The sequence below is a fragment of the Tepidisphaeraceae bacterium genome (genome assembly GCA_035998445.1).
Lineage (GTDB): Bacteria > Planctomycetota > Phycisphaerae > Tepidisphaerales > Tepidisphaeraceae > DASYHQ01.
Map to the genome: position 1 here is coordinate 1 of DASYHQ010000016.1, position 25,342 is coordinate 25,342.

At 63.1% G+C, this 25,342-nt stretch carries 21 protein-coding genes; 9 read left to right on the plus strand and 12 right to left on the minus strand.

What is annotated here, in order from left to right:
• Positions 1-451: 451 nt before the first annotated feature.
• Both VGN72_05350 and VGN72_05355 read left to right on the plus strand, forming a co-directional pair.
• A complete protein-coding gene (locus tag VGN72_05350; protein HEV7298771.1) occupies positions 452-1,225 on the plus strand; it encodes a 3-oxoacyl-ACP reductase family protein in 774 nt (257 codons plus the stop codon).
• A gap of 909 nt (positions 1,226-2,134) precedes the next feature.
• Complete coding sequence (locus tag VGN72_05355) at positions 2,135-2,677, plus strand: inorganic diphosphatase (protein ID HEV7298772.1); 543 nt, start codon at positions 2,135-2,137, stop codon at positions 2,675-2,677.
• A gap of 309 nt (positions 2,678-2,986) precedes the next feature.
• Here the strand turns inward: VGN72_05355 and VGN72_05360 are convergent, their stop codons facing one another.
• Positions 2,987-4,576 (minus strand): alpha-glucosidase/alpha-galactosidase, encoded by a 1,590-nt coding sequence (locus VGN72_05360; protein ID HEV7298773.1) that lies wholly within the window; start codon positions 4,574-4,576, stop codon positions 2,987-2,989.
• A 121-nt stretch (positions 4,577-4,697) separates the two neighbouring features.
• On the opposite strand from VGN72_05360, the gene VGN72_05365 reads away from it, so the two are divergent.
• The gene (locus VGN72_05365; protein ID HEV7298774.1) at positions 4,698-5,573 is read left to right on the plus strand and encodes an AraC family transcriptional regulator; all 876 of its coding nucleotides are present in this window, start codon (positions 4,698-4,700) and stop codon (positions 5,571-5,573) included.
• 129 nt (positions 5,574-5,702) lie between these two features.
• Here VGN72_05365 and VGN72_05370 read toward each other — a convergent pair whose 3' ends face one another.
• A complete protein-coding gene (locus VGN72_05370; protein ID HEV7298775.1) occupies positions 5,703-6,704 on the minus strand; it encodes a glycosyltransferase family 2 protein in 1,002 nt (333 codons plus the stop codon).
• A 180-nt stretch (positions 6,705-6,884) separates the two neighbouring features.
• Here VGN72_05370 and VGN72_05375 point away from each other — a divergent pair, with 180 nt between their 5' ends.
• Entirely contained in the window at positions 6,885-7,727 is an 843-nt protein-coding gene (locus tag VGN72_05375; GenBank protein ID HEV7298776.1) for an FkbM family methyltransferase, read from the plus strand.
• Between the two features lie 128 nt (positions 7,728-7,855).
• On the opposite strand, the gene VGN72_05380 is transcribed toward VGN72_05375, so the two are convergent.
• Complete coding sequence (locus tag VGN72_05380) at positions 7,856-8,344, minus strand: hypothetical protein (GenBank protein ID HEV7298777.1); 489 nt, start codon at positions 8,342-8,344, stop codon at positions 7,856-7,858.
• A 258-nt stretch (positions 8,345-8,602) separates the two neighbouring features.
• On the opposite strand from VGN72_05380, the gene VGN72_05385 reads away from it, so the two are divergent.
• The 3 genes from VGN72_05385 to VGN72_05395 all read left to right on the plus strand — a co-directional run bounded on the left by VGN72_05385 (position 8,603) and on the right by VGN72_05395 (position 11,210).
• Positions 8,603-9,262, plus strand: coding sequence for an urease accessory UreF family protein (locus VGN72_05385; protein HEV7298778.1), 660 nt, complete (start codon positions 8,603-8,605; stop codon positions 9,260-9,262).
• Positions 9,263-9,274: 12 nt separating this feature from the next.
• Positions 9,275-9,991, plus strand: a complete 717-nt coding sequence (ureG, locus tag VGN72_05390) for an urease accessory protein UreG (protein HEV7298779.1) — start codon at positions 9,275-9,277, stop codon at positions 9,989-9,991.
• 268 nt (positions 9,992-10,259) lie between these two features.
• Positions 10,260-11,210 (plus strand): hypothetical protein, encoded by a 951-nt coding sequence (locus VGN72_05395; GenBank protein ID HEV7298780.1) that lies wholly within the window; start codon positions 10,260-10,262, stop codon positions 11,208-11,210.
• A 490-nt stretch (positions 11,211-11,700) separates the two neighbouring features.
• On the opposite strand, the gene VGN72_05400 is transcribed toward VGN72_05395, so the two are convergent.
• From VGN72_05400 to VGN72_05440, 9 genes are all read right to left on the minus strand, one after another.
• Complete coding sequence (locus VGN72_05400) at positions 11,701-11,970, minus strand: hypothetical protein (GenBank protein HEV7298781.1); 270 nt, start codon at positions 11,968-11,970, stop codon at positions 11,701-11,703.
• 225 nt (positions 11,971-12,195) lie between these two features.
• Positions 12,196-13,857 (minus strand): N-acetylneuraminate synthase family protein, encoded by a 1,662-nt coding sequence (locus VGN72_05405; protein HEV7298782.1) that lies wholly within the window; start codon positions 13,855-13,857, stop codon positions 12,196-12,198.
• Between the two features lie 119 nt (positions 13,858-13,976).
• Complete coding sequence (locus VGN72_05410; GenBank protein ID HEV7298783.1) at positions 13,977-14,702, minus strand: hypothetical protein; 726 nt, start codon at positions 14,700-14,702, stop codon at positions 13,977-13,979.
• Positions 14,699-15,877 carry an acylneuraminate cytidylyltransferase gene (locus VGN72_05415; GenBank protein HEV7298784.1) on the minus strand — a complete coding sequence of 393 codons (1,179 nt, stop codon included), beginning with the start codon at positions 15,875-15,877 and terminating at the stop codon, positions 14,699-14,701. The genes VGN72_05410 and VGN72_05415 overlap by 4 nt, the downstream gene beginning before the upstream one ends.
• Positions 15,874-16,866, minus strand: coding sequence for a class I SAM-dependent methyltransferase (locus VGN72_05420; GenBank protein HEV7298785.1), 993 nt, complete (start codon positions 16,864-16,866; stop codon positions 15,874-15,876). Before VGN72_05420 ends, VGN72_05415 begins: the two co-directional genes overlap by 4 nt.
• A gap of 5 nt (positions 16,867-16,871) precedes the next feature.
• Positions 16,872-19,028, minus strand: coding sequence for a glycosyltransferase (locus tag VGN72_05425; protein ID HEV7298786.1), 2,157 nt, complete (start codon positions 19,026-19,028; stop codon positions 16,872-16,874).
• A 102-nt stretch (positions 19,029-19,130) separates the two neighbouring features.
• On the minus strand, positions 19,131-19,799 hold the full coding sequence (locus VGN72_05430) for a hypothetical protein (GenBank protein ID HEV7298787.1): 669 nt from the start codon (positions 19,797-19,799) through the stop codon (positions 19,131-19,133).
• A gap of 96 nt (positions 19,800-19,895) precedes the next feature.
• Positions 19,896-21,413, minus strand: a complete 1,518-nt coding sequence (locus VGN72_05435; protein HEV7298788.1) for a carboxypeptidase M32 — start codon at positions 21,411-21,413, stop codon at positions 19,896-19,898.
• 85 nt (positions 21,414-21,498) lie between these two features.
• Complete coding sequence (locus VGN72_05440) at positions 21,499-22,245, minus strand: type II secretion system protein (protein ID HEV7298789.1); 747 nt, start codon at positions 22,243-22,245, stop codon at positions 21,499-21,501.
• A gap of 271 nt (positions 22,246-22,516) precedes the next feature.
• Between VGN72_05440 and VGN72_05445 the strand changes: the two genes are divergently transcribed.
• Together VGN72_05445 and VGN72_05450 are read left to right on the plus strand one after the other, a co-directional pair.
• Complete coding sequence (locus tag VGN72_05445) at positions 22,517-24,025, plus strand: S1 RNA-binding domain-containing protein (GenBank protein ID HEV7298790.1); 1,509 nt, start codon at positions 22,517-22,519, stop codon at positions 24,023-24,025.
• Positions 24,026-24,190: 165 nt separating this feature from the next.
• On the plus strand, positions 24,191-25,342 hold a 1,152-nt coding region (locus VGN72_05450; GenBank protein HEV7298791.1), incomplete at its 3' end, for a prenyltransferase/squalene oxidase repeat-containing protein.

The window sequence follows — 25,342 nt, forward strand, 5'->3', positions numbered from 1 at the left end:
GGAATAGGCTTCGAGCAACACGGCCAGTGGCGACTTACTGGTGCGTGAACGCGGCGGCTTCATTCCGCAGGATGTACCGAACGGCCGGCGATCGCGCTACCGAACATGCGCCGAACGGGATGGGTTTTCTACGGAGCCAGACTTGATTCGCTGGGTGTTGCGCTGAATGGGGCTGACTGAAACGAATTTTGGCTTCCGGCTCCACTGCGAGCATGGGCGAGACGCCCATGCCACGGCCGGAACGGGAGCCGCTCTGGACCGGAGTTAAGGACGCCCTCTCGGGTTGGTGGTCCTTAGGTCCACGGGCTTCTTGAAACGAATCATGTGACGTAAACGCGGCGGCATTCGGCACCCTCTCGCGAGGATCGTCACGCTTACGTATTTAGATGTTTGTCTAAGTGTCGAACTGCGTGCCGTGCCGGTACGGGTTGCGACGTGAAGGAGATGCAGCATGTCGGATCAGACGCAATCGCAGACGTTGTTGAAGGGGAAGTTGGCGCTGGTGACCGGTGGGTCGCGCGGCATCGGGGCGGCCATCAGCAGGAAGCTGGCGGCGAGCGGGGCGACCGTGCTCGTGAACTTCGCCAAGTCGGAGAAGGCCGCCAGCGAGGTCGTGGCGGCCATCAAGGAAGCCGGTGGCGCGGCGCACGCAATCGGCGGCGACGTGGCCGACCCGGCGCAGGTGAAGCGCATGTTCGAGACGATCGATCGGCAGCACGGTGGCAAGGTCGACATCGTCGTTAACAACGCCGGCGTTTTCTTGAGCGGGCCATTGACGGATTTCAGCGACGCCGATTTCGAGAAGACGATCGCGGTCAACGTGCGGGCCGTGTTCCTGGTGGCGCGGGAGGCGGCGAAGCGCATGGGGCAGGGTGGGCGCGTGATCACCATCGGCAGCAACCTCGGCGAACGTGCGATAGGCGCGGGCATGAGCGTCTACACCGCCAGCAAGTTCGCGGTCGCAGGCCTCGCCCGCGGGTGGGCGCACGATCTGGCGCCGCGCGGCATCACGTCGAACCTCGTGCAACCCGGCCCGATCGACACCGACATGAATCCCGCCGACGCCACGGTCAACCCCATGGCCGAGAGCATGCGGCAATTGGTCCCCGCCAAGCGCTACGGCACCGGCGACGAGGTGGCCTCGGTCGTCGCCTACCTGGCCTCGCCGGCGGCGCAGTTCGTCAACGGCGCGACGATCAACGTCGACGGTGGGATGAACGCCTAGGGTGCCCGATGTCGGGCCGCCAAACTTGGGCTTCTGGTCCCTCTCCCGTGTAGGCATGGGAGAGGTTAGATGAGGGGAATTCTGGAATGACCAATAACCAAATCCGAATGACCAATGAATGAGCAATGCCCAATGGCTGGGTGCCACGGTTCGGTACTGCAAATCGTGCGGGAGCGGGGCAACCTGCCAAGCACGACTTAGCGTAGCTGATCGTGGCACCCCGCAAAGCACGGTTTCCCTTGGGCAAAGCAGGGTTTGCCTTGGGCAAGGTGAAGCGCGCCTTGGGCAAGGTAAGACGTGCCTCAGGTAAGGCAAGGCTTACCTCAGGCGCAGCAAGACGTGCCTCAGGTAAGGTAAGGCTTACCTCAGGCACAGCAAGACGTGCCTCAGGTAAAGCAAGACGTACCTTAGGCACAGCAGGATGTGCCTTAGGCAAGGTAAGGCTTACCTTATGCAAGGCAAGGCCTACCTCATGCAAGGTAAGGCCTGCCTTAGGCACAGTAAGACGCGACTTGGGCTCAACATCGTGGAAGCTACGTGACTCGTCGATTACGTTGGCACGGATGCCATGATGGGGACACAAGTCGGCCGTTGATGCAAGGCGCGATAAAAACAGGGTTGCCGACTGCGGGGCGCAAGGACAACAGCGAAGCTCCCGTCGGCATTGCGTAGGTGAGCAGTCCATCAATCCAACGCGTGTGCTGCCGAGGCCTCTCCCGGCTTACCGGGAGCGGGGACGGTCGTGGCGTCTGATAAACCGGGCGGCAGGTTTGGGGATGGCAAGCGGTTCAGTGGGTTGGCAATCGGGTCGACAGTTGTAACATGGGCCGTGCGATCGGTGCGCCCGCAAGCGCGCCCGGCGCGCACGCGTTGGTCCACAGGTAGGGCGAATATCCACGACGAGCGAACATGATTCATCCCTGGCACGACGTGACTCCCGGCGAAGACATGCCGCAGGAGTTCAACACGATCATCGAGATTCCCTTCGGGTCCAGTGTGAAGTACGAGCTGGACAAGCAGAGCGGTTTGATCAAGCTCGACCGCATCCTCTACTCGGCCGTCTACTACCCGGCGAACTACGGCTTTATCCCGCAGACGCTTGCCGAGGATGACGATCCGCTGGACGTGCTGGTGCTGTGCCAGGAGACGGTGGTGCCGCTGACGCTCATCCACGCGCGCACGATCGGGCTGATGGTGATGCTCGACTGCGGGAAGAAGGACCACAAGATCATCGCGGTGGCAACGGACGACCCCGAGTTCAACAGCTACCGCGAGGCCGCCGAGATGCCCACGCATCGGCTGACGATGCTGCGGCGGTTCTTTCAGGACTACAAGCAACTGGAAGGCAAAGCCGTGGAGGTGGATGAGATCCAGCCGGCGAAGATGGCGTACCCGATTATCGAAGATGCGCTGGCCCGGTACAGCAGGCAACGGCGGAGAGGGTTTAAGTGATCGGACTGCTTGAAGGCCAAGGGGTGGCGAGCCAATCACAGTTGTCATCCCGATGGGAGCCTAAGGCGACCTGAGGGATCTCGATTGGCCGAGAATCGCTGGGCCCTTCGAGATCCCTCAGGTCGGCAAGCCTCCCCGTCGGGATGACATGCGTTGCACGCATGATCGTGGCATGGGCGTCTCGCCCATGCGTGTCAGTAGAACCGCATATTAAATTTGTGGCAGATGTCTTCGACCGCGCAGCTGCGTTGAATGGAATCTCTTGACCCTATCGCATGCATGGGCGAGACGCCCATGCCACGGTGGGCGCTACCGCGCCATCTCGCTCGCCATCGACTTCTTCTCATCCTTGGTCATCTTGCCCTTGTCGCTGGCGGCGGCCATCTTGCGGTGTTCGTCGCGGTTCTCCTGCATCTCGGCGACCGTCTTGGTGTGGACGCGCGCGGCGCCTTCGGTCTGCACCGTCTTGACGCGCGTGCCGTTGCGCTCGTGGGTAGCCAGGCGGTCGACGGCGGCATCGGTCGCGCCATTGGCGCGGTACTGAGGCAGCCACTGGGCCTGGGCGGCCAGCAGCTCGTCGGTCATCTGCCAGACCTCTTCGGGGTTGCAGACGGCGCCCACGAGCGGGTCGTGCAGCATCGCCTGCTTCAGCAGCGTCACGTCGCCGTGCACGGCCGCCTCCATCGCCATCTCCTGTACGCGCACGCTCACGTTGCACGTGGCGGCGCAGGCCAAGGGCAGGTCGCCGACGACGGGCATGTTCAGGCCGTTGCGGTCGACGTAACCGGGGATCTCGATCGTGCAGCCGTTGGGCAGGTTGGTGATGTGGTTGTGGTTCTGAATGTTGAAGTGCCCGCGGTACACGCGGCCGGTCTGCAAACTTTCGATGATGTAGCTGCCGTGCTCTTCACTGCGGCCCTGCTCGGCAATCACCGGGGCGGGCTCGGCGAGCCAGTTGGGGAAGTCGGTCTCGAACCAGTTGCGGCCCTCGGTGCAGACGCGCAGGTAGCCGCCCGTCTCACCGTTGATCCACGAGCTGAGGCTGATCCACTGATTGATCTCGTTGGGGCGCTTGCGATACCAGGGCAGGTATTCAGACAAGTGGCCGTTCGATTCGGTGCTGTAGTAGCCGAAGCGTTTCATCACATCGAGACGGACCTTCTCGTTCTCCTGGAAGTCTTCGACGGCGCTCATCATGTCATACAAGCGGTGGGTGAGGTCCATGCCGCGGAACTGCACCTTGATGTACCAGGTTTGGTGGTTGATGCCGGCGCAGATGATGTCGACGTCGCTGCGTTGCAGCTTCACGTCGGCGCCGAGCATGCCTTCCTTCTTGGCCCACTGTTCGATCGCGCGGGTGATCTGCCAATGTCCACCCTGCACACCGTGGCAGAGGCCGATCGTCGGCACCTTGCCGTACTTGTTGCAGGCCCAGGTGTTCATGGCCATGGGGTTGGCGTAGTTCAGCAGGATGGCGCCAGGCTTGGACACCTCGCGAATGTCGCGGCAGAAGTCGAGCAGCGCGGGGATGGTGCGTTGCGCATACATCAGGCCACCGGCGCAAATCGTATCGCCGACGCACTGGTCGATGCCGTACTTCAGCGGGATGTCGATATCGGTGGCGAAGGCCTCCAGCCCACCCTGGCGAATGGCGCAGATGACGTAGTCGGCGTCCTTCAATGCTTCGCGGCGGTCGGTGGTGGAGATGATCTTCGCCGGCAGCTTGTTGGCGGCGACGTCGCGCTCGCAGAGCTGGGCGGCCATGCTGAGGTTGCGCTCGGAGATGTCGGTGAGCGCGTAGGTCATGTCGGCGAATTCCGGCACCTTCAGCAAATCGTGCATCAACCGCCGGGTCCAACCCACCGCACCGGCACCGATCATCGCAATCTTGATGGCCATAAATCCTCGTCTCATCCGAAGGTGTTGTACATTTGTACGACCTGGAAACTCTGCTAAATCCTAATCATGTCACCAAATGTGCCACTTGCAAGGGTAGGATTGGGATAAGTATAGTCTATTTGTGAGCCATCGGGAGCTACATCATCGGTTGGTGCGCCATCACGCGTGTCGGCGGACGGTCGAGGTGCGGTTTGGGCGGGACCTGCAACTGGCGGTGGGGGTGGAAACGCGCACCGAACCCCGCGAATACGACTGGCCCGGCGAACGTCGCGGCGACGCGCGGCATCCGACGGCGCTGTTCCAATTCGTGCTGGAGGGCTGGGGCAACTTTGAAACGCTCGGCAGGACGCACCGCGTGGTGGCGGGTCAGATGTTCGCTGCGGTCATTCCGTCGGCGCACCGGTACTACCTGCCGGTCGAATCGAGATCGTGGACGTTTCTGTGGTTGATGTTCCGCCAGCCGTACGTTGTCGAACGCGTGCGCGACCGCATCGCCACCAGCGGCCCGTTCGTCACCAGTGCGCCCGACGGGCCGCTGGTGACGAAGATGGCGCGCCTGTTCGAGGGAGTCTGCAGTGCTGACTTTACAGATGGCTTCGCGTTAGAGGCGGCGCTGTTCGATACCGTGCTGGAATGGGAACGGGCTTGCGAGCAGCAGACGTATCCCACGTCGCCGCGCGAGCGCCTGCTGGCCGACGTGCGCGACGAGGTGCTGCAGCGGACGAGCGAACCCACACCGGTCGAACAGCTCGCGGCCCGGTTCGGCATGTCGCGCACGCACTTCACGCACCACTTCAAGGCCACGACCGGCACGTCGCCCGCGCAGTTTGTGACGGAAGTGAAGCTGCAGGCCGTCGCACGGCGGCTACAGCAAAGCGACGATAAACTTGCGACGTTGGCCGCCGAGTTCGCGTTCGCGGATGCAAATCACCTGTGCAAGGTGTTTCGGCGGCACTACCGGACGAGCCCTGGCGACTATCGAAAGCAGTTTCGGTGAAGGTTCGGAGGCGGTTTCTGTCTGGCAAACCTGTAGTGGCGACGCCTGCGTCGCGGTCGATGCGCAGCGTCGATGTCTTTCGGCCGCGGGAGATTTCGGCTACGTCGCACCGCGACGCAGGCGTCGCCACTACCGGGACGCGTTCTCAGGCAACCCTGCAGTCTTTCGTCGCTGTTCGTGTAGCCACTTCAGCGCTTCGGGCATCGGCGTCATGTCGGGCAACGTGCGGCCATTGGGGTGGTCGCGGAACTGGGTCAGGTAGGACAGCGCCAGGAAGATCCGCGCCTTGGCGGTGGACGCGAGCGCCAGCGACTTCCGCAACGCCACCTTCGCTTGCGAGATGTGCCCGTCGCGCACGAACAGTCGGCCGGCGGTGTAGTAGACGCGGCCGATGCGCAGGTCGGCGCGGTCGCGCGTGACGAAGGCGTCGCCACCGTATTCGCGCAGGAACCGTTCGAGCACCATCGCGATTACCGTGCGCACGTGGCCGGTCTGGCGCGACAAATTTGCGTCGTGGCGGCGGCGCAGGCAGATCGGTTGGCCCACGGGCACGTACGCCGCCTCGCGACCGACGCGCAGGAAGAAGTCGACGTCCTGCGACGTGCGCAGGCGCACGTCGAACGGGCCGTGCCGACTCACCAGATCCTTGTGATAGCAGACGCACGACGGGTTCAGGAAGATCCGCTCGAAGAACTCCTTTGGCCCCGTTCGGCGGTCCTGGAACTGGCCGGTCAACTTGATCGTGCGGCCATCGGGCTCCAGCCGGTGGTAATAGCCGTGGAACACGAGACCGTCCGGGTTCCGGCGGATGGCATCCGCGTGGTGCTTCAGGGCATCAGGGAAAAGCTTGTCGTCGGCGTCCAGCATCACCAGCCACGGGTGTTGCGCCCGCGCGATGGCCGTGTTCCGCGCCGCCGCCAAACCACCGTTCGCCTGGTGGACGACCGTGACGCGCGGATCGTTCGCAGCCAGTTCGTCAGCAATCGCGCCGGACCGGTCGGTCGAGCCGTCATCGACGATGATGAGTTCCCAGTGCGCGTACGTCTGCGCCAGCACGCTGCGCACCGCCTCGGCGACGTACTGTTCGTAGTTGTAAACGGGGACGATGACGGTGAAGGTCGGTTCGCTCACGCGGTGCAAGATACCGAATGGCGCCCCCAACGTCTTCATGACGATCGAATTCGTCGGGGGCCAAGTCGGTTAGCCGCGAATGATGCTTCCAGCGCCGTTGAAGGGTGGAATCGGACGGGTAATGCAATAGTTGCAGCCGTGGATTTGGAGACGTCGGTGCGTTCCCCTATAGTTGCGCTCGTGCCGGAAACACATCGCAAATTGGGGATCTTCAAGCGACTGTCGCTCGGGTGGAAACTTTACCGCGAGTCGCAGCAACGCCGCGACGTTTATGAGCGCGACGACTACCGAATCGCCCACGGTTTGCGCCTGGCTTCCAAGGGCCTGACCGATCCGGGATCGGGCATCGTTCGCTTGGGATTGTCGGAACTGCGCGGCCAGGTCGTCCTACGGCAGGGGACGACCGACTTTCTCGTCGTGCGCGAGATCTTCGAACTGGGCTGTTACGACCCAATGCACCGCATGAACCTCCCGCGCGACGCGCGGGTGCTGGACCTCGGCGGCAACGTCGGGCTGGCGGCACGGTTTATCGACACGATCTGCCCCCAGGGGCGATTCGTCTGTGTGGAACCCGACCGGCAGAATGTCGAGCAGCTGCGCATCAACTGTCAGCCGATGATCGACGCCAATCGCCTGACGATCGTCGAAGGGTTCGCCGGCGCTACCGACGGCGTGGCCGCGATCGACCGCAGTGGTGGGGCGTGGGGCTTTCGCAAGTCCGATTCGACGAACGGCGACGGTGCCGACGGCGTGCCGGTCTACAGCATTCCGACGCTGCTGGTGCAGCACGGGTTTGACCGCGTCGATCTGCTCAAGTGCGACGTCGAAGGCAGCGAGGCCGAGATCTTCGCCGACTGCCGCTCGTGGATCGGGCGGGTGAAGAATTTGTTCGTCGAGACGCATCAGCCGTACACGCTGGAGCGCCTGTACGCCGACCTGCGGTCGAAGGGCGTTGCGTTCAAGGTGATCGACGAACGCCAACGCACGAAGGTGGGGACGACGTTTTTAACGCTGGACGGATAAAGCCCGATGGCCCGTACCACGGGCGGCCCGCCCGTGTCTTCAACATCCAAACGGCACGGGCGAGCCGCCCGTGGTACGAAGGGGGCAAGAGAGCGGAAATGATCGTTCTCGTACTTCCCCCCTTTCCCTCACACCCACTGGTTCCGCAGCACTTTCAGTTGCACCCAGTCGTCTTCGTTCAGGTAGAACGGGCAGGTGTCACCGAAGCCCACGATGCGTTGGAAGAAGCGCTCGGCCTCGTCTTCGATAAGGTCGCGGGGCACGCCGAGCTTGAGGCGTTGGACGTAGGAATCGTCCTCGCCGCTGGCGATGCGCAGCGCCTCGTCGCCACAGTGTTCGCGGACGAGGTGGGCGAGGCTGCGGTAGAACATCCAGACCGCTTCATCGGGCAGTGGGGGTGGCTGGCAGTGTCGGCGGAGGGCGTGCTGGAAGTAGCGCAGTTTCTGTTCCCACGTCAGGCTTGGGTTCAGCGCCAGCGTGATGTACTGGCCGACCTTGTACGCCTCGTGCATGTGCAGGTCGCCGATCTTGTCGGCCAGATGGACGCGCTTGGCGTAATAGATCTCCGGATGGCCGATCTCGGGTAGAGACGGCAATCGGGTGTGGTGCTCGGTCATAGGCACCTGCGTTTGCGACATGAGCTAACCGACGGCCCGACAGACGTGAGGGAGGCCGCCTCCGATGAAACAGTTTACCTCTTGGTGGCTCGCGGTGCACGGTTGGAATCAGAAATAGTTGTGAGTGTCAGTGGTCAGTTGTCTGTTCAATACGCAGATGTCCCTCGTTACGCTGAGAATGATGTTCAAGCCGCGCCACGCTATAACGTTCGCGAGCCGCTACAACGGACAGCTGACAACGGACCACTGACAAACCCCATGCCCTCCCCCTGGCTCATCTGGCAGTTGATCGACTCCGCGTTTCCCGCGGGCGGGTTGAGCCATTCGGCGGGACTCGAGGCGGCATGGCAGGCGGGGGAGGTTGGGCAAGATGTTCGCGCGTTTGTGCGCACCCATGTCGCGCAGCAGGGGCTGGCGATGGGCCCGTGGGTGCTGGCGGCACATCGTGAGCCGACCGCGTTCGCAACCCTCGATCGCGCGTGTGATGCGATGCTCACCAATCACGTTGCCAACCGGGCCAGTCGATCGCAGGGCCGGGCCATGCTTTCTGCGGTGGGGCGGGTCTTTGGCGCAAAGTCCTTTGTTCCGCTGGTGGCCAACACCGCAGCCGTCGACCAGCCGGCCCATCAGGCGCCGGTCTTCGGGGCGATCGGCGCGGGGCTGGGTGTTGCCGACGAGGTGATCGCGCGGGCGTTCTTGTTCGTGTCGATGCGTTCGGTCATCTCGGCGGCGGTGCGGGTGGGCATCGTCGGGCCGTTCGAAGGGCAGACGATACAACATGAGTTAGCCGACCACCTGGAGGCGGTGGCGCAGGGGGTGATTCGTCGTCCAACCGACGCCGCCTGCCACACCGCGCCGGTGCTGGAAGTGACGGGCGCGATGCAGGACAGGCTGTACAGCAGGCTCTTCGTCAGTTAAACCATGCCGCCGATGGCGACCCCTCTCGACCATACACACGACCGCTGGGACCACCCCGGCGACTACCGGTACCGCCCGAATCGCCTGCAGCGCGACTATTCGCGCCGGGCCTTTACGGTTGGCGTGGGTGGACCGGTCGGCAGTGGCAAGACCGCGCTCATGCTGGCGCTGTGCCGTGCGTTGCGCGACAAGGTCGAATTGTGCGCGGTCACCAACGATATCTTCACAAAAGAGGATGGTGAGTTCCTGATTCGCAACGAGGCTTTAGAGCCCGGGCGGGTGCGGGCGGTGGAGACCGGTGGCTGTCCGCACGCCGCCATTCGCGAGGACATCACGGCAAATTTGCTGGCGTTGGAAGAACTTCACGCCCGATACATCCCCCGGTTACTGTTAATTGAGTCGGGTGGTGACAACCTCGCGGCCCATTTCAGCAGGGAACTGGCGGATTTCTCGGTCTATGTGATCGACGTCGCCGGTGGTGACAAGGTGCCCCGAAAGGGCGGTCCAGGCATCACGCAGTCCGATTTACTGGTCATTAACAAGGTAGATCTTGCTGATGCAGTCGGAGCCGACCTGAACGTGATGGCGAAAGACGCGCAAAAAATGCGTGGTGATGGGCCAGTCGTATTTACCCAGATTCGCGCTGGTGTTGGCGTAAAGCCCATTGTCGACTACCTGATGGCCGCATTATGCGACACGGAGGGTCAGAGTGGCCGGCCTAGTGCCTAGAGACCGGGCAGTCAAGCTGACGCTGCCCGATAATGATGAGGCTGTTGAATTCACGGGCATGGAATTTACGTTTATAACGAGTGTTCCTTATAGTGGCATAAACTTTGTTTAGGACCGGTTGACCTCGGCACCGGATGTGTGGGCACATCCGGGTTCGGTGTAACGAACCGAAAACCGCTGATTGCAAATCATGACGTCTCCCAGCAAAAGGGAATCAATCCTTTTGGCCGAGGTTCGGCTGAGATGGCGTCGGGAATGGAAGCATCTTATGAAGGCATGGCAGAAGACGTTAGTGGCTCTCGGTTCGGTAATGACCCCCGCGGCCGCGATGGCTGCGGAATCCGATTCGCTGAGCCCGATGAGCCGGGCGCTGGCGGAGACGACTCCGTCGGTGAAGCTGCAGGAAGAGGCAGTGACCCCCAGCCGCGTGAGCGGTTTCGTTGGCACGACCGTGACCAACGCGTACATCTCGCGCTTCATCCTGTTGGAAAACCAGGGTGTGATCGTCCAGCCGTACGCCGAGCTGGACTTCTCGCTGTTTGAGGAGAAGGACGGGTTCGTCAAGAGCTCGTACATCTTCGCTGGCGTTTGGACCAGCCTGCACACGCACCACGAGACCACCGGCAACCTGCCCGGCTGGTACGAGTTCGACTGGTACGTCGGCATCGCCGCCGGCCTGCCGGGTGGCTTCAGCGCCAACCTGCAGTACGTCGAGTTCCTGTCGCCCGCCGACGCGTTCGGCAGCGCCAAGAACGTCATCCTGAACGTCGGCTTCGATGACGAGCCGTACCTCGATCAGTTCGCGCTCAAGCCCTACATCCAGCTCCTGTGGGAAACCGCCGGTAAGGCTGGTACGGGCGACGACGAAGGCGTGTACCTGGAAGTCGGCATCAACCCCAGCTACACCTTCTCCGAAGAAGGCGAGTACCCGCTGACCGTCAGCCTGCCGATCGCGGCCGGCTTCAGCCTCTTCAACTTCTATGAAGATGCGGGTGGCGCCGAGAACCGCTTCGGTGGCCTGCGCTTCGGCGTCGCCGCCGGCGTGCCGCTGGCCTTCATGAACGGCCAGGGCTACGGCGAGTGGAGCGCCTCGGGCAACGTCACCTACTGGATCTACGGCGATGGCGTCGAAGATGCCAACACCGTCGCTGGCGCCAACGACCCCGACGACACCTTCGGTGACCTCGTCGTCACCCTCGGTGTGCAGTGCAACTTCTAAACCCGACCTTCAACCACCGCCCTTAACCGGCCGGTGCTGAAGTCTGGTCGAAAACACAAGTGCCCGGCTCGAGGAACCCCTCGGACCGGGCACTTTTCGTTTGTACGAGTGCTCTTGATCGACCGCTTCAGCTTTACCGCTCTTCTGTAGGACAGGCATTCCTGCCTGTCTCTCCCCCCGTCTTTCCACAAGGGAAGACGAACCGCCTAGGGCAGGGCGCACCTTGCCGTAGCGTTTGGGTGCCACGGTTTGGTACTCCAAGCCGTGCTGGGTCGACGCAGCCTACACGGCTTGGAGTACCAAACCGTGGCACCCAGAGGTCAAGCCGCTACAGGAATACGTCCATTGCTCTAGACCCAGAGAACGCCGAGAAGATCATCCGTTCTGACTTACTCCGTCTGCCCCCGCGCCCTCCGCGGTTAACTCGGTGGTAGCGGTTGCTGGGTGGTATGTCGAAGTTCGCCCGCTCTGCGGTCGGGGCGTGGGGCTCTCATTTCATGTCGAGCGGTTGCCATTGAGGTGTGCCGGCTTGGCGGATGCAGTCTTCGATTCCGTCGACGGGCTCGTCCGAGTGCAGGTCGAACTTTCCACCGACGGTGGAGAGGAACACGACCGGCAGGTGGCCATGCTTGTCCTGAAAGCAGCGGCGCAGGGCGACGCGTTGCTGATCGGTCCACGGATGTTCCCCCTCCTCGCTGCTAACGCGGAGGACGCCGAACGGCCCGCGTGGGCCATGGATGATGGCAGCTTCGTAGGTCATGGGCGCACGTCCGACGTATTTTCTACAAAGTCATCGCGCCCGTCACAACGGAGGAAATCGCGCAGGGTCGCTTAAGTGACACCTGCGAACGGAAGACAGACGCGCTTAAGAACCGTCCCGGCGCGCAGCACCCATCCTGGTGCAGCGCCACCGGCATGGTCACCTAAGCGACCATGCCGGAGGAAGGGCGAATACGTTGTCACCACGGGGGAGCTAACTGTCCCACTAAGCGGCATCAGCAAGCGACCGGTCGAACAGGCTCTCAAACTTCACGCGCGGGAAGACGTCGAGCAGGCCACCGGCCGTCGCGTTCAGGATGCGTACGCCGCGCTCGTCGGCGAGCTGCTTGACCATGCGGTACTGGCGCCACAAAACCTGGTAATCCTTGAAGTACTCGTCGATGCCGCCGTTGAACCACTCGTTGTACCCGCCGCGGTTCAGGGCGTGTTCCTTCTCGTCGTAGAAGTGGGTGCTCTGGTTCAGGTGCAGAATCCAGTCGTGGTCGCAGCCGAGCAAATGGATCTCGCTGAAGCCCATGTAGAGGGCGGCGTACAGCGCCATGATCGTCACGCCCTGCGGGCTCTGCAGCGGGCGCGTGAGGTCGACACCGTGGGCCGCCATTGTATCCCACAGCCCGGTGCCGAGGCCCAGGTAGTGTTTGGCGCGATCGTCGAAGTGCCCGCCGCGCTCGTTTCGCTCGCGGTCGGCCAGGCCGAAGAACATGGTGGCGCCGGCCGTGCCGGCCGCCATCTCACCGAGCCAGGTCTGCCAACCGTCTTCCGTGATGGGCGCGTGATACGGCGCCACGCACCAGTAGGCGGGTTTGATGGTATTGCAGTCCTTGTGGACGAACAGGTTGCTGACGCCGATGACCTGCTCACCCTTCAGCAGGTGCAACGGCTGCTGCTTGATGCTTGGCCCCGTCGCCACGATGAAGCAACGCTCACCCGCATGGCAATTGCGCAACGCTCGGTTGGCTTCTAGCAGCGCGTGGTTCGTGACCACCTCCGGCGCCACCGCGGTGCGGCGGAGCTTCGCCCGGCTGGACTTCTCGCTGTCGTACACCTTCTTCACACCGTCGCCGAGCGCGCGCTCCGTTGCGCGAATGTCGCGCACGAGGCGCACCAGGCCCACCGGTTCCACCGACGCCGCCTGATCGCTGCCCCACATCGCGCGGTCGAGCGTGATGTGCCGTTCGACGAAGCAAGCCCCAACGCCCACCGCCGCCAGCGTGGTCGCCAGCCCCGTCTCGTGACCGCTGTAGCCCACCGGCACGTCGAACTCACGCTGAAGCGTGTTGATCATGCGCAGGTTCAGTTCCTCCGGCTTGCACGGGTAGGTGCTGGTGGCGTGGCAGAGCACCAGCTGTGAATTCGGGATGAGCGACACCGCAGCCCGGATCTCCTCCATCGTGCTCATGCCGGTCGACAGGATCAGCGGCTTGCCCGTGGCCACGAGCTTGCGCAGCAGCGACTCGTCCGTCAGCGATGCGCTGGCGATCTTGTAGCAAACCGGGTTGAAGCGTTCGATGAAGTCGACGCTCGGCTCGTCCCAGCAGCTGGCGAACCAGTCGATGCCGATCTCACGGCAATACCGGTTGATCTCACCGTACTGTTCCTCGCCGAACTCGACGCGGTGCCGGTAGTTCAGGTACGTCATCACGCCCCAGGGCGTCTCGCGCTTCAGGTCACGCTGTTCCGGCGGCACGCACAGCTCGGGCGTGCGCTTCTGGAACTTTACCGCGTCGCACCCGGCGAGCTTGGCCGTCTCGATCAACTTCTTCGCGACGTTCAGGTCGCCGTTGTGATTGATGCCGATCTCGGCGATCACGTACACGCTTTGATCGTGGCCAACGAGACGATTACCGATCTGGATGGTCTGGGACATAATTCCGCTTTCTCACAACAAAATTCGTTTGATTCGCCAGAAAATCGCGAGAATACGATGCATTCTCGACGGTCCGCGATCTTCGTGTATTCCTTCGCGCCTTCGTGACTCATTTCGCCCTACGCCGCCCGCAGCGCGTAGTACGCGTACAGCGATTCCGGTTGCAGCGTCACCGACAATGGTTCGAAACCCGCCTGCTCGACGATCGACCAGAACTGGTCGATGCGGTACGACGTGAACGTGACGGCAGACTGGTCATTGTATTCGCCGCTCTTACAGCGCATTTCCTTCGAACCGTCGTCGTAGCGGATCTGCACTAACGCGAGGCCGTACGGCTTGATCATCTGCCGCGCCAGGTTCAGCACTTGCACGCCGTACGCCTGGCTGGGGAAGTGCTGGAAGACCGCGGTCGACAAAAACAGGTCGAGCGGCTCGGTGACCTTCTCCAGCACCGCCGCGGGATCGATCGCGGGGATGTGGACGGGCTGAAACCCACCGAACGCCGCCGCGGTCAGTTGCCGGCCGCACTCCTGCAGGTTGGGCAACGAGATGTCGACCCCGATGAAGCGCTCCAGCCACGGCGCGAACGCCACTGCGTTGGCGCCACCGCCCGGGCCCCATTCCATCATCGTGCGCAGCGGCGTGCTGACGCCCGCCAGCCGCATCATCTTGCGCACCATCGCCAGGTGCTGCAGGCCGATCGACTGCCACGCGTCGTCACTGGCCCAGCGGCCCTGGCCGCGCCAGTGCGACATGTCACGAATCCATGGCCGGCGCTCACTGGCGGTCCAGTATTGGCCGGCGGTGCTCGCAATATCGAGGGGGATTTCGTTCAGCAGGGTCATCGGGTCATTCCCTTCATAATCAAATCGCACAGTTCGCGCACCGCGCCTCGGCCACCGACGTTCGACAATACGATTCGCGCTAGCGGCATCACGTCCGGATGCGCGTCGGCCACCACCACGCCGCACCCAGCCATCTGCAACGGGCCGGCGTCGTTCACGTCGTTCCCGATGTAGACGACGTTCGCAGCGTCGATCTGCCGGTCGGCCAACCATCGCGTCAGGTCCACAACCTTGTCCGGGCTGTTCTGCAGGCATTCGAGGCCCAACTTCGCGCACCGCGCCGTGACGACGGGATTGGCCTCCGTCGACAGCACGAGCATCGGCATGCCGGTCTTCTTCAGTCGTGTCAGGCCCATGCCGTCGAAGCGACTGCAAACGACGGCCTCGCGACCGTCCTGCATCACGACGACCCCGTTGTCGGTGAAGACACCATCGAAATCGAAGATGACGGCGTCGATCTTCCGCGGAAGGAGGGCGAGGCGATCGTCGCCCTGGCGCGCCCGCAGCATTGCTTCAGCGATTCGTAGGTCCGTCGCGTCGTCAATCTCCATGCAACGCTCGGGCGGCATCGCGTGCGTGACGGTCTTGCCGAAGAAGCGGTGCTTGGCCTGCAGGAAGCCGCTCGTGCGCATCGCGTAGACCGCGCCGGTCTCCAACCACTGCGGCTCGCGATCCTGGCGACGCGGGCGGGTGCGCTTGTCGTGGTTGATGCCCGTGGCCTCGCCGTCGTCAGCAACGTTCCAGATGAAATAGTGAAAGTCGCGGACGGCCAGTGCGCTGTCGGCGTTACGGTCGCGCAACGCGCTCACCACACCGTCGATGTCTTCACCGATCGTCAACGGTGACGTGCATTGCAGGAACGCCGTGATCGCGGGTTCGTACTGCTCGTGTTCTTTCAAATGGCCCAGCACGTGCAGGAGTGCGGACTCGGACGACGCCGTGTCACCACTGATGTCGGCAGGGCGGTGGGCCACTTCAGCGCCGTATCGCTTGGCGACGGCGGCGATCTCGGCGTCGTCAGTAGAGACGACGACGCGCGATACCGTCCTGGCGGCCTTGGCGGCCATGATCGTCCACGCGATCAACGGCAGGCCCGCGACGGGCAGCACGTTCTTGCGCGGTAAGCCCTTCGAGCCACCGCGCGCGGGGATGATCGCCAGCACGTCGTTGTTCACGCCGCCACCTTGGCCGTCATGGCCTGTTCGAGCCGGTCTAGCTCCGCCAACACGCGAGCGCCCTCATTACCGTCGATGTTGCGCGAGACCGCACCGCGGCGCGCAACGCAGGTGATCGTCTCGTCCGCCTGCACCATTTGCAGGCCCGCCTGGCAGAGCGTGGCGTTCAGCGTGGCCTGGGTGAAGTGCCACAAGTGCGCGTTCTGCAGATAGGTCAGCAGATCACCGTCGTAACCACTACGAATGTTGAGGATGCCGGGCAGCTCGATGTGCAGGATGCCGTCGGTCGCCAGCAGGCCGCGCAGCGATCGGCAAAAGCCGACCGGGTCGGCGGTGTGTTCGAGCACGTGCGAGAGGATGATCAGATCGAACGGCTCCTCGTTCGCCAGCGTCTCGAAGCCACCGGTGCGGACGTCGAGGCCAATCGCACGGCCCCGGCCGGTGAACTCGTCGCCCCAGTCGCAGCCAACCGTTGCACAGCCGTCGAACTTGAATGCGACCAGTGTGCCGCCCATGCCGCAGCCGACGTCCAGCACGCGCGCGTTGCGCGGTAGGTTGGCACGGTGACGTTCGAAGAGACGCTGGCCATGCTTAATCTGTTCGGTGAGAAACCACGGCTGCGAGAATCGCACGGGGCGGTACAGGTTGCGGTAGTGCTGCGTGTAGAACGTGCGCAGGTAGTCGTCGCTGTAGTACGGGTCGCTGCGCATCAGGCCGGTGTTGAGCGATAGCACCGTGCGCAGTGGCAGGCCATAGCGATCGGTCTCGGCGATGACGACGTCGGTGTCACCCCCCAGGAAGCACGGGTTCGCGACAGCCGTCGCCCGGCCGATCAGCACGTCGTTCAACACCGCATCGCGAACAGCGCAGTTGTTGACGTGGACGCAGTTGGCATCACCAGCGTGCGGGAACGTCAACCGGGCGAAGCGCGGCTGCTCATCAGCGAACAGCCAGCCGTGTCGAATCGCGATGTCGCGGGTCGTGCTCATGGGTATTACGCCACCGCTTTCGTGGTGATGTTGCCGTCGATCGCTTGGGGCAGTCGCTCGGCCATCAGGTTCAGCAATCGGCGCGAGGTGTTCGTGTAGCTGGCGCGGTTGATCATCGTTGCGCGCATGCTGCGGGCGACGCGCAATCGCTCGGCGTCGTCATTCAGGTATCGCGACAGTTTCTCGGCGCAGTCGGCGGACGAGCGGAACGCGATGTCGCCGTACTCCGGCCAGATGCTGCCCGCGGCGACCATAAAGTCGCTGTCCGCATGGGCGGCCGTCACGTCGTACAGCTTGAAGCCGCAGGTCGCGAAGTCGGAGCCTTCGAATGACAGCACGTTTTGCACGAGCGTTGCGAGGTCCGCATCCGTGGCCGTTTCGCGTGACAGTTGCGCATCGTTCGTGATGTTTCGCGCAACGCAGGCGTTCCATAGGGCAACGTAATGCGCGCCCACCGCGTCTCCCTGACTGTAGCGGGCCAGGAAGAACGCGCCACCTGCCAGCCCGTCCAGCAGCCGTTGGTGGACTGCGCCGAACGGGGTGATCTGAAGGTTGATCGTGCTGGCGCCGTAGATGCTGGCCAGTTGCGATGCGTTGTCGGCGACGCCGCGGGCGAAGCGCTTGAAGTACGGGTGGTTCTCCCACCCGCGGCCGTACAGGTGAAGGTTGACACCGCTGTCGGCCACCCACTTCAGCGACGTGTGGCGGAAGAGCGCGTTGGCGATCGGTTGGCTGAAGAAGTGCTCGATCGTCGGCAACTGGCTGGCGGGCACCGACAGGCCGAGCGACGTTGCCGTCTCGTTGATGATTCGCCGAATGGCTGCGTCCACGAGCACGTCGCCACCACCTTCGTAGTGGGCGCGCATGCATTCGAACACCTCGGTCATCAGCCGTTTCGATTCCGGCTGCGCGATCTGTTCCAGCTGCTTGGCCAGCAGTGTTTCGGCGGGCGTGCTGTGGTGGCTGACGAACGACGCGTCGCACGCGAAGCGCGCCCGCTCGGCATCGCTGATCGCAGCGGTGCTGAAGCGATGTTCGTTCACACCAATCGGCGCGGGCAGGAAGCGATCAGCCGGGTAGCCGTGGTTCTGCGACAAATGCAGTCGACCGAACCCAAGGCAGAAGTCGAGCGGCCCCTGGGCGGCGCCGGCGGCGGGGTTGAAGATATTCGGCAGTCGGTCCTGCACCCACATCGCCACGGGCACACCGGCGGGCAGGCCGGCGTATTCGGCGCGGTAGTGATCGATGATGACGATGAGGTCGGGCCGGAACGCTGCGACATCGCCCAGGTAGACGACGTTGTTGTTCGTGTGGAAGTCGGCCGCCTCGATGACCAGCTTGGTCTCGTGACCCAACGCGCGGAAGCTGGAGAGCCAGTCGCGCATCGAGTGCTGCAGGAACGTCGTGTAGCGGCTGGTGATGCCCAGCACGCGCAGCTTTTCACCTTTGGCGATGCGGCCGGCGATGTCGGTGGTCGTGTTGCCCGGATAAATGCTTTGCAGCTTCGCAAGTGTGCGCTTCAGCGTCGCGTCCCACTCGCGCAGCACACCGTTGTAGATGGTGTCGGCACTGGCCAGCGCAGCGTTGCCGCTCTGCCAGATCGCCGGCTCGACCGTAAGCGACAGCCGGGGCAATGGTAGACGAGGGTCGGCGGTCAGCGTGTCGCGATACCGCGCGGCAGCGTCGCGGCCGGCGAAGATCATCACGCGCGGGTCGGCCAGCAGATCGGTCCAGTTTTGAAAGTGCAACGCCGCCCAAAGACGCGTCACGTCGTGACACAAAAAATACATCGGCGGGCGATGCATCGGCAGGGCGCTCTTGCATTCCAACTTGTGCAGCGCGTCCCAGATCCAGCCCTGGTCGATGCCGGCTACGGTCACCGGTTCGGTGCATTCACCGGTCGGAAACAGCTTGGCCACCACCTGGGCCGCTGCGACGGGCGGCACGGGATTGGGCAGGGGTTGCAGCGCGTTGTCGACCGCCCGGCCCAGCAGCACCTGGTTGCCGGCGGTGGTCAAAAAGTAGGGCTCAGCCGGCGCGGCGGCGTCGATGGCGTCGGCGAGGTTGCCGTCGCGCAACCGCAGCGCCTCGATGTTCGCAGCGTACTGCGGGCGAAGCATCGCCAGGGGCGTCCACGGTTGCGGCTGGTTCGGATTCGACATGCGTTGATGACCCACTTCAGGCGGCAAAGCAACCGCTCCGAAATATTCATCGGCGGGGAGGGGCGATCGGCTGTAGATTTTTATCGGACGAAGAGGGGGTGGCTAATGCTCGCGGACCGAAATCGATCCATCATGACTAACGGTGAGAGTTAAGTGTCCTGCATCTATCAAGATCAAGCCGGGAGTCCGAAAGCCGATTGCCACGCCACCTGCCGGAGACTGCCCCTGCGATACCAAGCGATAAGTAACACTGCCTTCACCCATGAAGCGAACCCAACTGCGCTCGGCTGTGCCCGGTGGAATCGGCCCGATTCTGTGCGTGTGTCCCAAAGGATCCGTGAGAACAACCATATCGATGATTTGAGGCGAGTGATTGTGAATCGTGACGTGCGTTCTTTCGACCAGCCAAAGACATGCTGCGGCAGCAGGGAAATTTGCCAGCAGGATGAGAAATGGCGTCAGTGACCGGCGCCACTTGTTCTTGGGGGCATAGGAACTGCCGACATACATGAGGAGCGCAAACAGTCCTACGAGTACGATGAATGGACCAGCAAACAGTGTTAGAGCTCCGATGACTTGGAACGAGGCGTGCCGATGTAAGGTGAAGAGACCTGCGACGAGCGTTCCAGTAATCAGGGGCAGCAGGCCACAGATCAAAGCAACTTGAGGATAGACATTGAGTCGAACATGGTTACTAACTGAGGAATCCGCGTAGCCGAGCGGACTCGGGGAGGGCCGTGATTCTTGTTGATCGACCGATGGTGGTTCCATGTCGATAGTAAAACCATTGCGTACGATTCGGGTCGCAGTTCGGAACCAGCCTCACCTAGCCTCTCCCGGAGTACCGGGAGAGGGATCGGAGGGAAATTATGCACCGTACAACTCGCTCGCCTTGCGTTTCAGGTGGTTCAGCAATGGCTCAGATGATAGCGGCTGCCCGGTGATGCGTTGTACGAGTTCACCGGCGGTGTGGGTCTTGCCTTGGCTGTGGATGTGCTGGCGCAACCAGCCGAGCAGCGGGGCGAAGTCGCCGCGTTCGAAGCCGGCTTCCAAGTTGGGGATGTCGAGCTTCGCCTGCTCGTAGAACTGGGCGGCGTAGAGGTTGCCGAGGGTGTATGTGGGGAAGTAGCCGATCGCGCCGCCGGGCCAGTGGACGTCCTGCAGGCAGCCGCGGGCGTCGTCGGGTGGGATGATGCCGAGGTATTGCTGCATCTTCGCGTTCCAGGCGGCGGGCAGGTCGGCGACGGGAAGGTCGCCGCTGAGCATGGCGGTTTCGAGTTCGAAGCGCAGCAGGATGTGCAGGTTGTAGGTCGCCTCGTCGGCCTCGGTGCGGATCAGGCTGGGGCCGATGTGATTGACGGCGAAGTGCCACTGGTCTTCGGTCACGTCCGCCAGCGTGTCGGCGAAGAACGTCTTCACCATCGGGAAAAAGTGCCGCCAGAATGGGCGGCTGCGACCGACGAGGTTCTCCCACAAACGGCTCTGGCTTTCGTGGATGCCCAGCGACACGTACTCGCCGCGCGGCGTGCCGAAGTGGCCGCTGGGCAGTCCTTGGCTGTAGAGCGAGTGGCCCGTCTCGTGCAGCGTGCCGAAGAAGCCGTCGCCGAACCAGTTCTCGTAGTAGCGCGTGGTAATGCGGCTATCGCCCGGGCCCAGGTCGGTGCTGAAGGGGTGGACCGACGTGTCCAATCGCCCGGCGGAGAAGTCGTATCCGATCGCGGCGGCCGCGGCGCTGGCGAGTTGCTCCTGCAGGGGAACGGGGAACGTGCGGGTAAGGATCTCGTTGGGCGCCTTCCGGCCCGAAGCCGCGATGCGGCCGACGATGTCGACCAACTGCCCGCGGAGGTGCTCGAAGACGATTGCGAGGTCGGCGGCGTTGGCGCCGGGCTCGTACTCGTCCAGCAGCGCGTCGTACGGCGACTGACCGGGCGTCGCGACGCACGCGGCCTCCTGACGCTTCAGGTTCAGCATCGTCGTGAGCCACGGTGCGAACTGGGCAAAGCTCGACTTCGCCCGCGCATCTGCCCAGGCATGCTCGGCCAGCACGGCGGTCTCGGCGAGTTCCTGCACGAGCTTCGTCGGCAGCCTCGTTGCGCGGTCGTACGCCCGCCGGGTGTGACGTACGTTGACCGCGGCGTCACCGTACGGCTCGGCGGTGACGACGGTGGACGCCTCCAACTCCGCCAGCCATTCGCCAATCTGCGGAGCGGTGAAACGCTGGTGGGTTAGCTTCGCTAAGACGGAAGTTTGATTCGCCCGATGCGGCGCGCCCTTCTGCGGCAGGTGAGTACGCTCGTCCCAACCCAGGACGGAACCAATGGTGCCGAGAAGGGCAATCTCGCGGAGTTCGGTGAGCAGTTGGTTATAAATAGAAAAAGTCGACATACCTTTAGGTATGGCGACTTCTGAGGTCGGCGTCAATCGTGTACACGGCGAGAACCCGTTCGCCGCGTACGTTTGCTGCACACGATCACTTGCCAGTATCGCGATAGCTGACTTGCTTCAGGTTGTGAGCCCGGTCGAGTCCCTCATTGATGTTGATAGCTGCATTCGTGGTTCGGCTCTTATTCGCGACCGCAAAGGTCTCAACGTGACCGTCGGCGAAGGCGACGACCGTGTTGACTCCGTGCCGATAATTAACGGTGCCGCCCGGTGTGTTTGTGTGACCGGGCTCCCCGTTATAAAAACGCTCCCACTGATTGCCATTAGTTACATCCGCAAAGATGATTACGTTGGCTGGCTGCCGAATGCTGGTGAACTTTTGCTTGTAACGCTCCATCCACCCGGTCCAGGTTCGGGAGATGCCATTGCCCCGACGCATGTTGTACCCGATACCGAGGTTCGGCCGGTTCTGGTCGCGTACGTACGCCGGGCAATAATATGCGCCGCCGGTGTTATCTCGTTGATTATACGTCGCACGGTTGCCGAGGTATTTCCCCAAGTATTGCCGGTGGTACCAATGTACCTGGTGGGACGCAACCGTGCTTTCCTCCGGATAGACGTTGCGACCGTCCACTGGCGCCCATCCCTTAAACTCATTCACGTAGAGCTGCATCGCCTGCATGACCTGCCGGTGGTTCGCCATGCACTGCGTCTGAACCGCTGCGATCCGGGCCTTGGAAAGCGCAGGCATTAAGATCGAGATCAGCAGCGCGATGATCCCGATGACCACGAGCAGTTCGACGAGCGTGAAACCCTTGGGCTGGGTGCGTCGCATGGGCAGATCCTCTCGTTACTAAATCGATCCGTGACGTGGGCAACTTCAGGCGAAACTCACGGGGTCATTAGGACCCGAATGGTGAGCATCGCTTCGGTTGACTAACTATACGCTTGCCGCGCTGTCGAATTGCGAAATATGCCTGCCGTTTTGCGACATTCTGGTGAGGTCGCTTGAGGTGGTAAGGCATCATAGCATGCCCGCGGACGGGTTTTGTAATTCCACCTGTGAAACACTACGATTGCGGGGCTGGAAACGAAGGAAAATTTTTATGGCCAACTCCGCAGACCCCTTACGTGAAAAATTCCGCCCGCAGACCGACGCCGCGCTAGAGCAAGAGCTCGATGCGGCCTTTGCCGGCCTCTCCATGGACGACCTGCTCAGCCAGGACGCCGCCGCCCCGGCGCAGTCGGGTGGCGGGACTCCGGCGACCACGTCGCAGGGCAAGCAGGTGCGCACCGGCCGGATCGTCTCGATCGGCAAGGAAGACGTCTTCGTCGACCTGGGCGGTAAGAGCCAGGGCGTCGTGAGCATCCTGCAGTTCGAGGACGTCGAGCCGGTAATCGGCCAGGAGATGGAGTTCATCGTCGACCGCTACGACCAGCGGGAAGGCCTGCTCGTCCTGAACCGCAAGGGGGCGGCCGCGACTAACGTGTCGTGGGAAAACCTGGACGTCGGGCAAGTCGTGGAGGCGACCGTCACCGGCGTGAACAAGGGTGGCCTCGAGTGCGACGTGAAGGGCATGCGCGCCTTCATGCCGGCCGGGCAGGTCGACATGTACTTCAACCCGGATCTGTCGACGCTGGTGGGCCAGAAGTTCACCGCCGAGGTGACGAAGTTCGAGCGAGAGGCGAAGAACCTCGTGCTGAGCCGCCGGGTGATCCTGGAGCGCGAGAAGGAAGAGAAACGCAAGGTCCTGATCGAAGAACTGGCCGAAGGGCAAGTTCGGCGCGGGGTTGTCCGCAACGTTCTGGATTTTGGCGCGTTCGTTGACTTAGGGGGCGTCGATGGCCTGCTGCACGTCAGCGAGATGACCTTCAAGCGCGGCGTGAAGCCGAGCGAGGTCGTCAAGGCCGGCGACGTGCTCGACGTGAAGATCACGAAGTTCGACAAGGAAACCGGCAAGATGTCGCTCAGCCTGAACCAGGCGCGCGGCATCGACCCCTGGGCCGAGGCGGCCTCGAAGTACGGCATCGGCACCACCGTCACCGGCCGGGTGACCAAGCTGGAAAGCTTCGGCGCGTTCATCGAGGTCGAAGAGGGCTTCGAAGGGCTGCTGCCGATCAGCGAGATCAGCTTCAAGCGCATCCGGCACCCAAGCGAGGTGATCAAGGAAGGCGACACCGTGAAGGTGGTCGTGCTGTCGATCGACCCCGCGGCGCGGCGGTGTTCGTTCAGCATGAAGCAGGCGGGCCCGAACCCGTGGTCGACGATCGACGAGCGATACGCGCCGCACTCGGTAATCGAGGGCACGGTGACGCGCGTGGCCGAGTTCGGGGCGTTCGTGGAACTGGAACCAGGGCTGGAAGGGCTCGTGCACATCAGCGAGCTGTCCGACCGCCGAGTAAGCACGGCTAGCAGCGTGGTGTCGCCGGGGCAGGTCGTAAAGGTGCAAGTGATGGAGATCGACAAGGACGCCCGGCGGGTGTCGCTGTCCTTGAAGCGCGCCAGCGAAGGCGCCCGCAGCGCCACCGCACGCGGCGAGGTCGCGGTGCCGACGCCCGCGGCACCGATCAGCAAGAAGAAGCGCCCGCAGTTGCGTGGTGGGTTGGATCACTAAAGCTGAAAGTGGTCTTCAACCACTTGGCCCCGGCTCGCCGGTGGCGCGATGTTCAAAACGAACGATGACGTGACGTTGGATGACGTGGTACGAAGCGTCTGCCGACGAGTGACGCGCACGGTGGGCAGGCCCACCGCGATATGGCTTTTCAAAGGAGCGTGAGGCATGGGCAGGTCGCTACGGATTGTGAAATGGTCGATCTGCACCGTCCTGAGTGCCGCATGTTCCATGTCGTTCGCCGCCACGCCTGCCGAGGTGGACGCGTCGTTGGAAAAGGCGAAAGCGTACCTCTATTCGGTTCAATCGCCGGATGGCACGTGGGAGGCGGCCGCCGCGCCCACTGATCCCAAGAGGGCACAGAGCGCCTTGGGCGGCCAGTTCAGCGGTGCCACGGCGCTAAACGTCTATGCGTTGCTGTCGGCCGGTGAGAAGGCCAGCAATCCGAAGCTGGAGCGGGCGATCGAGTTTTTGAAGAAGACCGACACGCTCGGCACGTACGCGCTGGGCCTGCGTTGTCAGGTCTGGCTGATGCTGCCGCAGACGCCCGAAGTGAAGTCGCGGATGCAGAAGGACGTGCAGGTCCTGCTGCGCACGCCGCGCACGCAGGGCAATGCGCAGGGGATGTACGACTATACGTTCGACAAGGGCAACGCCTACAGCCACAGCCGCGCGCAGTACGCCGTGCTGGGCATCTGGGCCGCCGAGCGGGCGGGCCAGCGCATTCCTGAAGGCTATTGGCCGGTGACGGAGCGGGCGTGGATCCGCAACCAGGACCCGAACGGGGGTTGGACATACATGCACCCGTCCGACACCAAGTATTCGACCACGCCCGGCATGACCGCCGCTGGCGTGGCGACGCTGTTCATCACGCAGGACTACGTCCACGCCAACGCGGGCGCACTCTGCCGGGGCAACGTCGACAGCCCGGCGATCACCAAGGGCATGGAGTGGATGGCGGCCAACATGGACAAGGTCGCGACCGACAAGAGCTACGACCGGGATTTTCCCTATCCCACGCTGTACGCGGTCGAACGCATCGGTGTCGCGGCGGGCGTGAAGTACATCGGCGGCGTCGACTGGTATCAGAAGGGCGCCGACTGGCTGCTGAAAAAGCAGGGCAAGAGCGGCTCCTGGAGTGGAACCGGGATCGGCACGGGGGCGCCGCACCAGAACACCGCCTTCGCCATGCTCTTCCTCGCCCGCGGTCGCGCGCCGCTGGTGATGAACAAGCTCGACTACTCGACCGACCCGGCCAAACCCGCCGCGTGGAACCAGCGCCCGCGCGACGTCGCCAACGTCGTCCGCTGGATCAGCACC